Annotated in this window: 15 protein-coding genes; 14 read left to right on the top strand and 1 reads right to left on the bottom strand. The window is 71.3% G+C overall.

Annotated features, from left to right (window positions below; translation table 11 throughout):
- Nucleotides 1-91 precede the first annotated feature (91 nt).
- The 13 genes from rplS to ACIBJF_RS18700 all read left to right on the top strand — a co-directional run bounded on the left by rplS (nucleotide 92) and on the right by ACIBJF_RS18700 (nucleotide 10,160).
- Nucleotides 92-442 carry a 50S ribosomal protein L19 gene (gene rplS, locus ACIBJF_RS18760; protein WP_055704359.1) on the top strand — a complete coding sequence of 117 codons (351 nt, stop codon included), beginning with the start codon at nucleotides 92-94 and terminating at the stop codon, nucleotides 440-442.
- A gap of 45 nt (nucleotides 443-487) precedes the next feature.
- Nucleotides 488-1,183, top strand: a complete 696-nt coding sequence (lepB, locus tag ACIBJF_RS18755; protein WP_399174895.1) for a signal peptidase I — start codon at nucleotides 488-490, stop codon at nucleotides 1,181-1,183.
- Entirely contained in the window at nucleotides 1,176-2,267 is a 1,092-nt protein-coding gene (lepB, locus tag ACIBJF_RS18750) for a signal peptidase I (protein ID WP_399174894.1), read from the top strand. The genes lepB (ACIBJF_RS18755) and lepB (ACIBJF_RS18750) overlap by 8 nt, the downstream gene beginning before the upstream one ends.
- Entirely contained in the window at nucleotides 2,155-3,165 is a 1,011-nt protein-coding gene (gene lepB / locus ACIBJF_RS18745) for a signal peptidase I (protein WP_399174893.1), read from the top strand. The genes lepB (ACIBJF_RS18750) and lepB (ACIBJF_RS18745) overlap by 113 nt, the downstream gene beginning before the upstream one ends.
- A complete protein-coding gene (locus ACIBJF_RS18740) occupies nucleotides 3,162-3,353 on the top strand; it encodes a hypothetical protein (RefSeq protein ID WP_399174891.1) in 192 nt (63 codons plus the stop codon). Before lepB (ACIBJF_RS18745) ends, ACIBJF_RS18740 begins: the two co-directional genes overlap by 4 nt.
- 93 nt (nucleotides 3,354-3,446) lie before the next feature.
- Nucleotides 3,447-4,229, top strand: a complete 783-nt coding sequence (gene lepB, locus ACIBJF_RS18735; protein ID WP_399174890.1) for a signal peptidase I — start codon at nucleotides 3,447-3,449, stop codon at nucleotides 4,227-4,229.
- Complete coding sequence (locus ACIBJF_RS18730) at nucleotides 4,219-4,743, top strand: NUDIX hydrolase (RefSeq protein WP_351807177.1); 525 nt, start codon at nucleotides 4,219-4,221, stop codon at nucleotides 4,741-4,743. Before lepB (ACIBJF_RS18735) ends, ACIBJF_RS18730 begins: the two co-directional genes overlap by 11 nt.
- Nucleotides 4,744-4,799: 56 nt before the next feature.
- Nucleotides 4,800-5,108, top strand: coding sequence for a DUF2469 domain-containing protein (locus tag ACIBJF_RS18725; RefSeq protein ID WP_003965949.1), 309 nt, complete (start codon nucleotides 4,800-4,802; stop codon nucleotides 5,106-5,108).
- An 88-nt stretch (nucleotides 5,109-5,196) separates the two neighbouring features.
- Nucleotides 5,197-5,559 carry a YraN family protein gene (locus ACIBJF_RS18720; RefSeq protein ID WP_351807176.1) on the top strand — a complete coding sequence of 121 codons (363 nt, stop codon included), beginning with the start codon at nucleotides 5,197-5,199 and terminating at the stop codon, nucleotides 5,557-5,559.
- Nucleotides 5,560-7,185: a YifB family Mg chelatase-like AAA ATPase gene (locus tag ACIBJF_RS18715; RefSeq protein WP_399174888.1), complete on the top strand. Its 1,626-nt coding sequence runs from the start codon at nucleotides 5,560-5,562 to the stop codon at nucleotides 7,183-7,185.
- Nucleotides 7,182-8,342, top strand: coding sequence for a DNA-processing protein DprA (gene dprA, locus ACIBJF_RS18710; protein WP_399174886.1), 1,161 nt, complete (start codon nucleotides 7,182-7,184; stop codon nucleotides 8,340-8,342). Before ACIBJF_RS18715 ends, dprA begins: the two co-directional genes overlap by 4 nt.
- Nucleotides 8,343-8,662: 320 nt before the next feature.
- Nucleotides 8,663-9,505, top strand: a complete 843-nt coding sequence (whiG, locus tag ACIBJF_RS18705; protein WP_399174884.1) for an RNA polymerase sigma factor WhiG — start codon at nucleotides 8,663-8,665, stop codon at nucleotides 9,503-9,505.
- Nucleotides 9,506-9,602: 97 nt separating this feature from the next.
- Nucleotides 9,603-10,160: a TetR/AcrR family transcriptional regulator gene (locus ACIBJF_RS18700; RefSeq protein ID WP_399175034.1), complete on the top strand. Its 558-nt coding sequence runs from the start codon at nucleotides 9,603-9,605 to the stop codon at nucleotides 10,158-10,160.
- Nucleotides 10,161-10,204: 44 nt separating this feature from the next.
- On the opposite strand, the gene ACIBJF_RS18695 is transcribed toward ACIBJF_RS18700, so the two are convergent.
- Nucleotides 10,205-10,789, bottom strand: coding sequence for a murein hydrolase activator EnvC family protein (locus tag ACIBJF_RS18695; RefSeq protein ID WP_399174882.1), 585 nt, complete (start codon nucleotides 10,787-10,789; stop codon nucleotides 10,205-10,207).
- A 272-nt stretch (nucleotides 10,790-11,061) separates the two neighbouring features.
- Here ACIBJF_RS18695 and rpsB point away from each other — a divergent pair, with 272 nt between their 5' ends.
- Nucleotides 11,062-11,937: a 30S ribosomal protein S2 gene (rpsB, locus tag ACIBJF_RS18690; RefSeq protein WP_399174880.1), complete on the top strand. Its 876-nt coding sequence runs from the start codon at nucleotides 11,062-11,064 to the stop codon at nucleotides 11,935-11,937.
- The last annotated feature ends 42 nt before the right edge of the window (nucleotides 11,938-11,979 follow it).

Here is an 11,979-nt window from a genome sequence, read left to right as displayed (position 1 = left end):
GACACGACGCCCGCCCCGACCCGCACACGGCTTCGTGCAAACACCTAGTTTCCGTTGATGACCTGTGGCATCAGCGAAGAAAGCAGACGAAATGTCTCACCTGCTCGACTCCGTCGACGCCGCGTCGCTGCGCAGCGACATCCCGGCCTTCCGCCCGGGTGACACCGTCAACGTCCACGTCCGCGTCATCGAGGGCAACCGCTCCCGTGTGCAGCAGTTCAAGGGCGTTGTGATCCGCCGTCAGGGCTCCGGTGTCCGCGAGACCTTCACGGTCCGCAAGGTCTCGTTCTCCGTCGGCGTCGAGCGCACCTTCCCGGTGCACACCCCGATCGTCGAGAAGATCGAGCTGGTCACCCGCGGTGACGTGCGTCGCGCCAAGCTGTACTACCTCCGTGACCTGCGCGGCAAGGCCGCGAAGATCAAGGAGAAGCGCGAGAGCTGAGTACTCGCCGGAGCCCATAGCGGGGCGGGATAGCATCTCGCCCCGATGGACACCGAAGCACAGCCGACGGAACGCGACCGCTCCTCCCACCCGGATTCCCCGGGGCCGGAGGGACGGTCGCGTTTCGCGTTGGCTGCGCGGATCGCCGACTGGCTGCCGGGCGGCCGGATCACCCTCACGCTCTTCCTCTGCCTGGCGTTTTTGCTCGTCCTCAACGCTTTCGTGGTGCAACCGTTCCAGATTCCGAGCGGATCCATGGAACAGGGCTTGAGGATCGGGGACCGCGTTCTCGTAAATAAGTTGGCGTACCGTTTCGGTGCCCAGCCCCGCCGCGGCGACGTGATCGTGTTCGACGGCACGGGGTATTTCGGGGACGCCGACTACATCAAGCGCGTTGTCGGTGTGGGGGGAGACCATGTGGTCTGCTGCGACAGGCAGGGGAGGATCGAGGTGAACGGCCGCGCCGTCGACGAGTCGGCGTTCCTCTATCCCGGGGACAGCGCCTCCAGCGTGCCCTTCGACGTCGTCGTGCCCGCCGGCCGCCTGTTCGTCCTCGGCGACCACCGCAGCGACTCCAGCGACTCCCGCGACCACCTCGGCTCGCCCGGCGGCGGCATGATCCCGGTCGGTGAGGTCATCGGCCGCGCCGACTGGATCCTGTGGCCGTCCGACCACTGGACGCACCTGACGCGGCCCTCCGCCTACGCGCGCGTGCCCGCTCCGGACGGCGCGCATGGGTAACCGCGGCAAACCGCGTGGGGTGCCCGGCAGCCCTGCCGACAACCTGCTGCCCACCGGATCGCGCCGCACCTCCGTGCCCGGCGGCGGCCGCACGCGCGCGGAGCGACGCAAACTCCAGCGCAAGGTCAAACGCAAGCGCCGGCGTTCAGCCGTTCGGGAGATCCCTCTTCTGGTCGGTGTCGCCGTCCTCATAGCGCTGGTCCTGAAGACCTTCCTCGTCCAGGCGTTCGTGATCCCGTCCGGCTCGATGGAACAGACGATCCGCATCGGCGACCGCGTCCTGGTCGACAAGCTCACCCCGTGGTTCGGCTCCAAGCCGCAGCGCGGGGACGTCGTCGTCTTCCACGACCCGGGCGGCTGGCTGGCCGACGAGCAGACGGCCAAGAAGCACGACCCGGTCGTCGTCAAGCAGCTCAAGGAAGGCCTCACCTTCATCGGCCTGCTGCCCTCCGACAACGAGAAGGACCTGATCAAGCGGGTCATCGGGGTCGGCGGCGACCACGTCAAGTGCTGTGACCAGCAGGGCCGGGTCACCGTCAACGGCGTACCGCTCACCGAAGGGGATTACATCTATCCGGGTGACCAGCCGTCCGCCCAGCCCTTCGACATCACCGTCCCCAAGGGCCGGCTGTGGGTCATGGGCGACCATCGCGGCAACTCCGCGGACTCCCGTTTCCACCAGAACACCCCGTACGGCGGAACGGTGTCCGAGAAATCCGTGGTCGGCCGTGCCGTCGCCATCGGCTGGCCGATCGGCCACTGGACACGCCTCCAGGAACCTAAAACCTTCGCAAGCGTCGTCGACTCCGCGTCGGGTGCGACCGCCGGTACCCCGCTGTCGCATAGGGTTGCCTCCGAGAATCCGAACGGAACGACCCAGCTCCCGACCCCTGCGGAACTCCCGCTCGTTATGGGAGTGGTGGGCCTGCGTCGTATGTGGCGCAGGCGGCGGCACAGAGTAAGGAGTTGGCGTGGGGGATGTGGCGGTTGGCGCACGGTCGGGGCACGACGGCGAGGAGCACCGCGGGCACCCCGTGGAAGCGAACGCCCCCGTGCCGGACGGCGCCATGATCTCCGGGAATGACGCGGCGGGCGACGAGGGCGCACCGGACGACGGGCAGCGGCCGAGGGCCGAGGGCGCGGGTGCGGGCGAGGCCGCGGACCGGCCGAGGAAGCCGCGCTCCTTCTGGAAGGAGCTGCCGATCCTCGTCGTCATCGCGCTCGTCCTCGCGCTGTTGATCAAGACGTTCCTGGTGCAGGCGTTCTCGATCCCGTCCGCCTCGATGCAGGACACCCTCCAGGTGGGTGACCGCGTCCTGGTCGACAAGCTCACCCCGTGGTTCGGCTCCCAGCCCGAGCGCGGCGAGGTCGTGGTCTTCCACGACCCGGACGACTGGCTGGCGGGCGAACCGGCGGCGAGCCCGAACGCCGTGCAGAAGGTCCTCAGCTGGATCGGCCTGATGCCGTCCGCCAACGAGAAGGACCTCATCAAGCGCGTGATCGGCGTCGGCGGGGACACGGTCGAGTGCAAGGGCACCGGCCCGCTGCTGGTCAACGGCCATGCCCTGAACGAGCCGTACGTCTACCCCGGCAACACCCCGTGCACCGACGACGAGCTGGGCGGCCAGTTCAAGGTGACGGTCCCCAAGGGCTACATCTGGGTGATGGGCGACCACCGCCAGAACTCCCGCGACTCGCGCTACAACCAGTCCGACAGGAACCACGGCATGGTCCCGGTCGACGACGTCGTGGGCCGCGCGATCGTCAAGGCCTGGCCGATCAACCGCTGGGGCACCCTGCCGATCCCGGACACCTTCGACCAGCCGGGCATCAACGAGCAGCCCGCGCAGTCCGCCGCCCTGACGGTGGTTCCGCAGGGCGTGGCCGTCGCCGCGGTGCTGCCGCTGGCGATGTGGCGACGCCGGCGCGCGGACCGGCTGGAGTCCAGGACCGAGCGGAAGACGACCGCGGGCAGCCGGTGACCGGACGGGTCTCCGCGCTCCCCGACGGGTGGACGGTCGACCGCCTGCGCGCCCGCTCCGGTGACGCGCGTACGGTCCCGCACTTCCCGGACCGGCACGTCCACGTCGAGGACGGCAGCGGCGGCGATCCCGAGCCGCTGCGCCCCTCGCACGGGTCCGACCCGGCCGAGGCGATCCGGAAGCTGTGAGTCCGGCGCCTGCCGGATCTTTGCCCTCGCGCCGGCGGCGGTCGCGGAACAGGGGCTGCCCCTGCCCGGTACTGCCGGGTAGGGTGCGGGTCCATGGGTGGCGAGAGCACGACGCGTACGGCCCCGCGCAGCGGCGGGACAGGCACGGCACAGCCCGGCGGCAGCCGGCTCGGAGAGCGGCTGTCCTCGGTGGCCGTGGCACTGGGTCTGGTGCTGTTCCTCGGCGGATTCGCCTGGGCGGCGGTGAGCTACCGCCCGTACACCGTACCCACCACCTCCATGACGCCTACGATCGACGCCGGTGACCGGGTGCTGGCGCAGAAGGTCGACGGCAGCGAGTTGAAGCGCGGCGACGTCGTCGTCTTCGAGGACAAGAGCTGGGTCACGGGTGCCAAGGTGGTCAAGCGCGTGGTCGCGGTCGGCGGCGACACCGTCTCCTGCTGCACGAACGGCAAGCTGACCGTCGACGGCAAGCAGATCGACGAGCCCTATCTGCCCAAGGGCAGCCTGGCCGAGATCAAGAACTTCCCGACGGTGACCGTGCCCAAGGGACGTCTGTTCCTGCTCGGTGACGAGCGCCAGGGTTCCCTGGACTCCACGGCCCACCTCACCGACGCGGCCAAGGGCACGGTCTCCCGCGACGCCGTGACCGCCCGCGTGGACGCGGTCGTCTGGCCCTGGAAGGGCCCGCTGAAGCGCCCCACCGGCTTCGAAACCCTCGGCACGCTCTCCCAGCCCGGTCCACTGCCCACGATCGAGCTGCTGATCGTCGCCGGCACCGTCCTGGTGCTCGCCGGCGGCGCCTACGGCCCGATCGCCAAGCGCATGGGCCGCAGGCGCGCCGGCGCCCGCCCGGAGGCGGCCGGTGTCCGCTGAGACCACGCGGACCGGCGAGGACTCCTACGAGGGCGGGCTGCGCAAGGTGGCCCGGGTGGTCCTCCTCGACCCGGAGGACCGCATCCTGCTCCTGCACGGCCATGAGCCGGACGATCCGGCCGACGACTGGTGGTTCACTCCCGGCGGCGGTCTGGAGGGCGCCGAGACGCGCGAGGAGGCCGCGCTCAGGGAACTCGCCGAGGAGACCGGCATCACCGACGTCGAACTCGGCCCGGTGCTGTGGCGCCGCATGTGCTCCTTCCCGTTCGCGGGCCGCCGCTGGGACCAGGACGAGTGGTACTACCTGGCCCGTACGACGCAGACGGCCACCGCGGCGCAGGGGCTGACGGAGCTGGAGCGGCGCAGTGTCGCCGGGGCGCGTTGGTGGACGTGTCAGGAACTGACCCGGGCACATGAGACGGTGTATCCGACCAGACTCGCCGAGCTGCTGTGCAGGCTGCTCGACGAAGGTCCCCCGGCCAGTCCTGTGACCCTCGATACGGAAATCGTCTGAGGGTCCGTCTGACTGGCGCACAATGGGGGGATCGCACGGCTGAAGGGGAACATGCCATGAGCGCCGAGGACCTCGAGAAGTACGAGACCGAGATGGAGCTGAAGCTCTACCGGGAGTACCGAGATGTCGTCGGTCTGTTCAAATACGTGATCGAGACCGAGCGCCGTTTCTACCTCACCAACGACTACGAGATGCAGGTGCACTCGGTGCAGGGCGAGGTGTTTTTCGAGGTGTCGATGGCCGATGCCTGGGTGTGGGACATGTACCGGCCGGCGCGCTTCGTGAAGCAAGTACGGGTGCTCACGTTCAAGGACGTGAACATCGAGGAGCTGAACAAGAGCGACCTGGAGCTGCCAGGCGGGTGACGGGGTTTTCCACAACCGCCGAGTTGTCCACCAAGATCAACAACTGGGGGCGGGATGCGTGACGGTTGGCGCCGGAGGTGGTGCCGACATGAACGCACGAGAAGCCCTCGGCAAGTACGGCGAGGACCTGGCCGCCCGGCGGCTCGCCGAGGCCGGAATGACGATCCTGGAGCGCAACTGGCGCTGCGGCCGTTCCGGCGAGATCGACATCATCGCGCGCGACGGTGACGCGCTCGTCGTCTGCGAGGTGAAGACCCGCAGGGGCGGCGGCTACGAACACCCCATGGCCGCGGTGACCCCCGAGAAGGCGGCCCGGCTGCGCGAGCTGGCCGAGCACTGGCTCCACGCCCACGGAGGCGCACCACCGGGCGGCGTCCGCATCGACCTGATCGGCGTCCTGCTGCCCCACCGCGGCGCCCCGTCCGTCGAGCACGCGCGGGGGGTGGCCTGAATGGGATTCGCCCGCACCTGCTCGGTGGCCCTGGTCGGCGTCGAGGGAGTGGTGGTCGAGGTCCAGGCCGACCTGGAACCGGGAGTCGCCGCCTTCACCCTGGTCGGCCTCCCGGACAAGAGCCTGACGGAGAGCAGGGACCGGGTCCGGGCGGCGGTGGTGAACTCGGGCGGCGAGTGGCCGCAGAAGAAGCTCACCGTCGGCCTCAGCCCGGCCCCGGTGCCCAAAGCCGGGTCCGGCTTCGACCTGGCCGTCGCCTGTGCGGTGCTCGGCGCCGCCGAGCGGATCGATCCGCGCGTCCTCGCGGACATCGTCATGATCGGCGAGCTGGGCCTGGACGGCCGGGTCCGCCCGGTCCGCGGGATCCTGCCGGCCGTGCTCGCCGCGGCCGACGCCGGCTACGAGCAAGTGGTCGTACCCGAGTGCGCGGCCGCCGAGGCCTCGCTGGTCCCCGGCGTCTCCGTGCTCGGCGTCCGCAGTCTGCGCCAGCTCGTCGCGGTGCTCACCGAGGAGCCCGTCCCCGAGGAGGAACCGGACGAGCAGGGCCGTCCCGACCCCCTCCTGGCCGGTCTGCGCGTGCCGGGCACGGGCGCGGCCACCGGCATGCACAGTGTCGGCGCCGCACAGCACGAACACGATCATGACCTGGCCGACGTCGTGGGCCAGACCTCGGCCCGTACGGCCGTGGAGGTGGCCGCCGCCGGCGGGCACCACCTGTTCCTCGAGGGGCCGCCCGGCGCGGGCAAGACCATGCTCGCCGAGCGGCTGCCCGCCGTCCTTCCCCGGCTCACCAGGGAGGAGTCGCTGGAGGTCACGGCGGTGCACTCGGTGGCCGGGCTGCTGCCGCCCGGCAAGCCGCTCATCGACGTCGCTCCCTACTGCGCCCCGCACCACTCGGCCACGATGCAGTCGCTCGTCGGCGGAGGCCCCGGCGTCGCCCGGCCCGGCGCGGTCTCCCTGGCGCATCGAGGTGTGTTGTTCCTCGACGAAGCGCCCGAGTTCCACAGCCAGACCCTGGACGCCCTGCGACAGCCGCTGGAGTCGGGCCATGTCGTGATCGCACGCAGCGCGGGCGTCGTCCGCTTCCCGGCCCGCTTCCTCATGGTGCTGGCGGCCAACCCCTGCCCCTGCGGACGCTTCTCGCAACGCGACTCCCTGTGCGAGTGCCCGCCGTCGGCGATCCGCCGCTACCAGTCCCGGCTCTCCGGCCCGCTGCTGGACCGGGTGGACCTGCGCGTCGAGGTCGATCCGGTCACCCGGGCCCAGCTCGTCGAACCGGGCGCCCGGGGCGAGTCCACGGCGACCGTGGCCGAGCGGGTGCGGCAGGCCCGCGAGCGCACGGCGGCCCGCCTCGCCGGAATGCCCTGGCGCACCAACAGCGAGGTGCCGGGCCGCGAACTGCGCAGCCGCTACCAGCCCGTCGCCGGCGCGATGGACGAGGCCGAGCGCAACCTGGAGCGGGGTGTGCTCACCGCCCGCGGCATCGACCGGGTCCTGCGCGTCGCCTGGACCGTCGCCGACCTCGTCGGGCACGACCGCCCGGACGCCACCGACGTCGCCCTGGCCCTGCAACTGCGCACCGGTGTGCCGCGCGGGGTGCCGATGGCCATCGGGGCGCTGACGTGACCACGGGCGAGGACCCCGCAGACGAGCTGCTCGGGCGGGTCTTTCTCTGCCGGGTGATCGAGCCGGGAGACGAGGCCGGCGGGCGGTGGGTCCGGCAGTTCGGGGTGGCGGAGGTGGTGCGGCGGCTGCGGGAGGGCGCGCCGGTCTTGCCGGGGGTGAGCGAGACGCGGTGGTCCGGGCTGGTCGCGCGGGCTCGGCGGGCCGAGCCGGAGCGGGATCTCGCGGTGGCCGCCAGGGCCGGGGCGCGGTTCGTGGGGCCCGGGGATGCCGAGTGGCCCGGGCAGCTCGACGATCTCGGGGATGCCCGGCCGCTGGGGCTGTGGGTGCGCGGGCGGCCCAGTCTGCGGATGTGGGCGCTGCGGTCCGTCGCCGTGGTGGGCGCACGGGCCTGCACCGAGTACGGCACCCACGTCGCCGCCACCCTCGCCGGCGGCCTCGCCGAGCGCGGCTGGGTGGTGGTGTCGGGCGGCGCGTATGGCATCGACGGCGCCGCCCACCGAGGCGCACTCGCCGCCCGCGGAGCCACCGTCGCCGTCCTGGCCTGCGGCGTCGACCGGCCGTACCCGCGTGGCCACGCCGCCCTGATCAGCCGGATCGCGGAACAGGGACTGGTCGTGGGCGAGCTGCCCCCGGGCGACCATCCCACGCCCAGCCGGTTCATCCTCCGCAACCGTGTCATCGCCGCCCTGACCAGGGGCACCGTCGTCGTGGAGGCCGCCTGCCGCAGCGGCTCGCTGGCCACCGCGCGGGCGGCGGGGCGCCTCGGACGGTTCACCATGGGCGTGCCCGGCCCCGTCACCAGCGCTCTCTCCTCGGGCGTGCACGAACTGCTGCGCGGAGAGGCCGCCCTGGTCACCGACGCCGCGGAAGTCGTCGAACTCGTGGGTGCCATGGGTGAGCTGGCCCCACCCCGCAAGGGTCCCGTGCTCCCGCGTGACCTGCTGCAACCCACCGCCCGGGCCGTTCTCGCCGCCCTGCCCGGCAACCGCGCGGCCACCGTCGAGGAGATCGCGCTCGGCACGCCGACCACCCGGGACGAGGCGATCGCGAGACTGTACGAACTACGAGCACTTGGATACGTCGAACGACATGGCGACGGCTGGAAGTTGACACGCCAGGCGGTGATGTCGGTCCGCACCGGCCGGGCTCCGTGCTGACCGAGCGTGTTCGGCCGTCCGGGGGAACCACCGACGCCCTTGAGGTTTCCCGGAGTTGACGCTCCGGCCGGTCACACAGAGCGAGCCGCGGGACCCGCGCGCGACGCCGGCCGGAGCGCCCGCGCACGGGTGGAGCCTCACTGTTCGCACACCGCGACACCTCAGTCACGCTACGCTCACGAGGACGCCGACACAGATCCCGTCAACTCGACACCAGACCGACAGCTCACCCAGGCGGCCCACATCGGCCCACGAACCCCATCCCCTCCCACTTCGCAGCGCTTCACAGCACTTCACGGCAGAACGGCACAAGGCGACGAATGCCCCAGCACACCTCCGGGTCCGACCGGGCGGCTATCCCCCCAGCCGCCCGCGACGGTGGCAGCGTGCGGCCGCCCGCTCCCTCGACGCTCGACGAGCTGTGGCGGTCGTACAAGGCGACGGGGGACGACCGGCTGCGGGAGCAGCTGATCCTGCACTACTCGCCGCTCGTGAAATACGTCGCGGGCCGGGTGAGCGTCGGCCTGCCGCCCAACGTCGAGCAGGCCGACTTCGTCTCCTCCGGCGTCTTCGGGCTGATCGACGCGATCGAGAAGTTCGACATCGACCGGGAGATCAAGTTCGAGACGTACGCGATCACCCGGATCCGCGGCGCGATGATCGACGAACTGCGGGCGCTGGACTGGATCCCGCGATCGGTACGGCAGAAGGCGCGGAACGTGGAGCGGGCCTACGCCACCCTGGAGGCGCGGCTGCGGCGCACCCCGACCGAGGGCGAGGTCGCCGCCGAGCTGGGCATGGAGGTCGACGAACTCCACGCCGTGTTCAGCCAGTTGTCGCTGGCCAACGTGGTCGCGCTGGAGGAACTGCTGCACGTCGGCAGTGAGGGCGGGGACCGGCTCAGCCTCATGGACACGCTGGAGGACACCGCCGCGGACAACCCGGTGGAGGTGGCCGAGGACCGTGAGCTGCGGCGTTTCCTGGCGCGGGCGATCAACACGCTGCCCGAGCGGGAGAAGACCGTGGTCACGCTGTACTACTACGAGGGCCTCACCCTCGCCGAGATCGGCAACGTCCTCGGGGTCACCGAGAGCCGGGTCAGCCAGATCCACACCAAGTCGGTGCTGCAGCTGCGGGCCAAGCTGGCGAGCTTCGGGCGCTGAGGCCGACGGCACGGTCCGTGCCGTGGCGGTGAGCGGCTCCCGTTCGTGTGGGGGCGTCCGTAAAGTGGTTGACGTGCCAAGGATTCGAGCGGCCTCCGTGGCCGAGCACCGGTCGATGCAGCGAGCCGCCCTGCTGGACGCGGCTCGGTCGTTGCTGTCCGAGGGCGGGACGGAAGCGCTGACGTTTCCCGCGCTGGCCGAGCGGACCGGGCTGGCGCGGTCGTCCGTGTACGAGTACTTCCGGTCGCGGGCCGCCGTGGTCGAGGAGCTGTGCGAGGTCGACTTCCCGCTGTGGGCGGCGGAGGTGGCCGCCGCGATGGAGCGGGCCGAGTCCGCCGAGGGCAAGGTCGAGGCTTATGTGCGGCAGCAGCTGGCGCTGGTCGGGGACCGGCGGCACCGGGCCGTCGTCGCCATCTCCGCCAGTGAGCTGGACGCCGGGGCGCGGGAGAAGATCCGGGCGGCGCACGGCGGCCTCGTCGCGATGATCGCCGAGGCGCTCGGGAAGATGGGGCACGAGCAGCCTCGGCTGGCGGCGATGTTGCTGCAGGGGGTCGTGGATGCGGCGGTTCGCCGTATCGAGCTGGGTGCGGCCGAGGATGCCGCGGTGGTGACGGACGCCGCGGTGGCCATGGTGTTGCGGGGTGTGAAGGGCTGACGTCGGCTTCCGCCGGGCCGGGGCGGGGTCCGCTCGCCGGCCGACTACGAAGACAGCGGTACCCCCAGCACCGGCAGCAGTCTCGGTGGCCCCCTGTGCAGGAGCCACGGCGGTAGCAAGGACAGCGGGTCCAGGTAGGTCTTTCCGCGGAGCAGACCCCAGTGGACGCACCAAGTGGCGCAGTGGGAGGCCGTCGCCTCCACCGTGCCCACCGTCTCACCCGCCGTCACCTCGTCCCCCTTGCGCACCAACGCACTCACCGGCTCATACGTCGTACGAAGATCCGTGCCCGTCAGCTCCACGGCGACCACCCCCCTCCCCGCCACCCGCCCGGCGAAGAACACCCGGCCCGCGGCGACCGCCCGTACCGGAGAGCCGGGCGGCGCCGCCAGGTCCACGCCCCGGTGGCCGAGGCCGTACACCGTCGCCGGTGGCTCCCAGCCCCGTGACACCAGGGGCCGGACGCCCACCGGCCAGACGCGCGCGAGGGGCGGGACCGGGGCCCGAGGGGGCGGTGAGGGGGCCGGCGGCGGGGAGTTGGCCCAGGACCGGCAGGGCACCACGGCGGCCAGGGATAGACCGAGGAGCAGACCCACCGACAGCAGGACATATCGCATCGCTTCTCGCATGCGACCACCGTCCCGCACCCCGCCGATCACGGCCGGACACTGTGGACAACCCGCCGGTTGGGGACAGCCGCGTCACCCGGTGCCCCGGCGGTCCCGTACACTTCTTCTGGCGATCCGGGTCACCGGGTCGACTTCGCACGCCCCGACACCGGGCCGTCAAACGGTCGGTGTCAGCGCCTCTCGGTCCTTCGCGGCAAGGCGCGTCGCGGGCGTCAGGCGCGGGAGCCGTCCGGCCCCCGCGGCACAACCGAGAAACTCAAGGAGATACGGCCATGGCCGTCGTCACGATGCGGGAGCTGCTGGAGAGCGGCGTCCACTTCGGTCACCAGACCCGTCGCTGGAACCCGAAGATGAAGCGCTTCATCTTCACCGAGCGCAACGGCATCTACATCATCGACCTGCTCCAGTCGCTGTCGTACATCGACCGCGCCTACGAGTTCGTCAAGGAGACCGTCGCCCACGGCGGCACGGTCATGTTCGTCGGCACCAAGAAGCAGGCGCAGGAGGCCATCGCCGAGCAGGCCACCCGCGTCGGCATGCCCTTCGTCAACCAGCGCTGGCTGGGCGGCATGCTCACCAACTTCTCGACCGTCTACAAGCGTCTGCAGCGCCTGAAGGAGCTCGAGCAGATCGACTTCGAGGACGTCGCCGCGTCCGGTCTGACCAAGAAGGAGCTTCTCGTGCTCTCGCGCGAGAAGGCCAAGCTGGAGAAGACCCTCGGCGGTATCCGCGAGATGCAGAAGGTGCCGAGCGCCGTCTGGATCGTGGACACCAAGAAGGAGCACATCGCCGTCGGTGAGGCCCGGAAGCTGAACATCCCGGTCGTCGCGATCCTCGACACCAACTGCGACCCCGACGAGGTCGACTACAAGATCCCGGGCAACGACGACGCGATCCGCTCCGTCACCCTGCTCACCCGCGTGATCGCCGACGCCGTCGCCGAGGGCCTTATCGCCCGCTCCGGCGTCGCCACCGGCGAGAAGGGCGAGAAGGCCGCGGGCGAGCCGCTCGCCGAGTGGGAGCGCGACCTGCTCGAGGGTGAGAAGAAGGACGAGGCTCCGGCCGCCGAGGCTCCGGCCGCCGAGGCTCCGGCCGCCGAGGCCACTCCGGCCGAGGGCGAGAAGACCGCCGAGGGCGAGCAGGCCTGACGCCGGTCCGTCAGCGTTCGACGGCGGGGGCGGCACTGCATC

This window comes from Streptomyces sp. NPDC050743 (assembly GCF_044456925.1).
Taxonomy (GTDB): Bacteria; Actinomycetota; Actinomycetes; order Streptomycetales; family Streptomycetaceae; genus Streptomyces.
Note: the sequence above shows the minus strand (reverse complement) of the source record. Positions and strands in the feature narration are given on the sequence as shown.